The sequence below is a fragment of the Acinetobacter sp. YH12094 genome (genome assembly GCF_013419295.1).
In the GTDB taxonomy this organism is placed as follows: domain Bacteria; phylum Pseudomonadota; class Gammaproteobacteria; order Pseudomonadales; family Moraxellaceae; genus Acinetobacter; species Acinetobacter amyesii.
Genome location: NZ_VPAK01000063.1, coordinates 1 through 3,093, shown reverse-complemented (window position 1 = coordinate 3,093; position 3,093 = coordinate 1). Strand labels below are relative to the sequence as shown.

Here is a 3,093-nt window from a genome sequence, read left to right as displayed (position 1 = left end):
GCATGTTCCGCGTCCTTGCAATACTGTGTTTACATACAGTCTATCGCTTAGCGGAAAGTTCTTTTACCCTCAGCCGAAATGCCTGCCGTTGCTAGACATTGCCAGCCAGTGCCCGTCACTCCCACTCTATTGATGTGTGCTTAAAAAACAGGAGGGTTTAACTTGGTAAACTATACATACTCATTAGGAGTTTACCATGAGCAAGAAACAGAAGACTTACACCGCAGAATTTAAAGCTGAAGCCATAAAAGCCATTGAAGAGAACCAAGGTAATGTATCGGAATCCGCTAGACAACTTGGCATTTCAATGCAAACCCTTTCGAACTGGAATAACAAAGCAAAGGCTGGAACTTTAGCAGGCACAAAACAGTATTCGCCCGATCTAAACGCCTTACTCGAAGAAAATAAGAAGCTTAAACAACAGCTCAAAACAGCTGAAATGGAACGTGAATTTTTAAAAAAGGCAGCAGCGTACTTTGCCAAAGAAAGTCAGTGAGGTACGCCTATATGAAATCGCAAAGCCACTTATTTCCGATTATTTTAATGGCTCGATTACTTCGTGTATCCGTTTCTCGCTTTTATGATTGGCTAAAGCGAGGCATGAGTAAAAGATCAATTCAGCGAAATCAGCAGACAATTTTGGTCAAAATAGCCCATGAAGAAACCAAACAAAGCTATGGCTATGTTCGATTAACCAAGCATTTACAAGCGCAAGGTATCAAAATAAGTACGTATGCTGTGCGCCAAATAAAAAAATCAAATCAGTTGTATTGTAAGCGCCATAAGCGTTTCAAAAGAACCACGAACAGTGATCACAACCGTTCTATTTATGACAATTTACTCAAGCAACAGTTTTCAATGACGAAGCCTAATCTTGCGTGGTCGAGTGACATTACCTACATTTGGACGGCTGAGGGCTGGTTGTACTTGGCAGCTGTCAAAGATCTTTACACGAAACAGGTTGTTGGCTATAGCTTAAATGAGCGCATGACAGCCAAGCTTGTTTGTGATGCATTGAATATGGCTATTCGCAATCAGAAACCTGCTAAAGATCTCATTGTACATTCAGATAGAGGCAGCCAATATTGCAGTAATGAATATCGAAACTTACTTGAGAAATTTGATTTTCAGGGTTCAATGAGCAAAAAAGGCGACTGCTTTGATAATGCACCGATAGAGAGTTTCTGGGGCATACTCAAAAATGAACTAGTCCATCATCGCAACTACAAAACAAGGGAAGAAGCCAAAGCGGATATTACAAAATATATAGAGTTATTTTATAATCAGCGAAGAATTCAAAAAGGCTTGGATTTTAAGACACCAAATCAAATGGCAGAAGACTTTTATCGGTTAGCTGCCTAGAATCTCCCAAGTGAAAGTCTCCTGCTAATTCAGCACACATCAGTTCTTGTCTGGCTGGCTTAAAGGTACGTTATAACGGGACGCATAGCTTAAACGAAAAAATCGAAAAATTAGTCAAAGATGGAAAAGCTACTATGGTATGTCCAGAGATTCTTGGCGGTTTATCAACACCACGCGAACCTGCCGAGATTTCGGGAGGTAATGGCGATGATGTCTTAGATGGAAAAGCCTGTGTAATTGAAAAATCAGGAAAGGATGTGACTTCAATCTATATTGAAGGGGCATATAGAACTTTAAAAAAAGTTCAATTATTAAAAGCTACTCTGGTAGTGCTTAAAGAAAATAGCCCTTCATGTGGTAGTTCAATGATTTACGATGGTCAATTTAATGGGAATAAGATCTATGGCAATGGAGTTACCTCCGCTTTGCTTAAACGTCATAATATAAAAGTCATTTCAGAAGAAACTTTTTGGCAACTTTTACCCTAGTTCCTCCGCTTTTATTTAAAATCTTCATGCAACTCCAACCACGCCCCCCTTTGCAATATCAAGTCTCTTCGGTATTTAGAGATATAGTGAGGTAATAATCTAAGAAGCATATCCATTACTTCCACATCAGTTAAAAAGTAGTGGTTCAATTTTATGCTGTAATTCTTTAACAATTTTAGCAAGCTGATCATGTAAAACTAACCAACATTGCTCATGACCTTGCCCAATATATTCATCTATTATGAGTTGCAAAATGTCTTGATCTATCTGACTTAAGAATTCTAAAAACCATGTCGCAGCAACATCCTTGGCAACTATTGTTTTATGATCTAATGTATAAGCTATACGGCATAGCGCTAAAATTTGATTACATTCATCCTGATCGTCTTTCCAATGAGCAATTATTTGTGGATAAGTTTTTTGCATGGCAAATATTAATTGTTCATAGCTAATTGGATTTAACCAATCGCAAATATCAGGTCCAAAGATAGTAATGTTATGTAATTGGGCAGTTTTAAGTAAAATACTAATATCTGGATCAGATTGACTATAAAGTAATTCACCTTTGAGTAATTCTTCTCTCAACCACTCGCCATATTGTAGCTGATATGTATATGGATGATTTTTATTGGTAATACTCCCTTTTTCTAATATCGTAATTTCTAAGGCACGCGCTGTAGCATGACCAATCGGAACAGATATATTTAGAAAATTCTGCGCTAATTGTTTTCTTTCCTGATCGGTAATTTCACGTTCAATAATAACTAAAATATCAAGATCACTTTTATGTTTTAAACCACCATCAACATACGAACCATATAAATAAATAGCATAAAGCTTATCTTTAAAATTTTTTTGTAAAAGCTGTTTTACACTTTCAACTTGGCGACACTCTTCATCATTTAAGCTTTGCATATGATTTTTAATTTAAAAAAATAAGTAATGAATTCATAGAGCATTATACAGAATAAGTGTAAATAATTTAATCAATTAGTAAATAACATACTATTTTTACAATATATTTACTTTCAATATAGAGTTTAATACATAAAACTCTATCAATCAAAAAAAGCTTGAAACAACATCTGAATAGTAAGAGTCATTTCCTCCTCACTTAGAGATGGATCCGGAAATTTGAACAACTCCTATAAGTGATACTCTGCTCCTCAAATGATGTTATAAACATCAATATATGGAGTATTTTATGGCACGTAGACCAAGAAGAAATCATTCAAACGACTTT

General features: G+C 36.0%; 3 protein-coding genes. 2 read left to right on the top strand and 1 reads right to left on the bottom strand.

What is annotated here, in order from left to right; translation table 11 throughout:
- Positions 1–196 precede the first annotated feature (196 nt).
- Both FTU34_RS17480 and FTU34_RS17475 read left to right on the top strand, forming a co-directional pair.
- A protein-coding gene (locus FTU34_RS17480) for an IS3 family transposase (RefSeq protein WP_119285041.1) occupies positions 197–1,362 on the top strand; the annotation gives its coding sequence in 2 pieces (ribosomal slippage) (positions 197–455 and positions 455–1,362; 1,167 coding nt in all).
- 38 nt (positions 1,363–1,400) lie between these two features.
- Positions 1,401–1,850, top strand: a complete 450-nt coding sequence (locus FTU34_RS17475) for a DUF523 domain-containing protein (protein ID WP_180036305.1) — start codon at positions 1,401–1,403, stop codon at positions 1,848–1,850.
- 126 nt (positions 1,851–1,976) lie between these two features.
- On the opposite strand, the gene FTU34_RS17470 is transcribed toward FTU34_RS17475, so the two are convergent.
- A complete protein-coding gene (locus FTU34_RS17470; protein WP_038350081.1) occupies positions 1,977–2,765 on the bottom strand; it encodes an aminoglycoside adenylyltransferase domain-containing protein in 789 nt (262 codons plus the stop codon).
- Positions 2,766–3,093 lie beyond the last annotated feature (328 nt).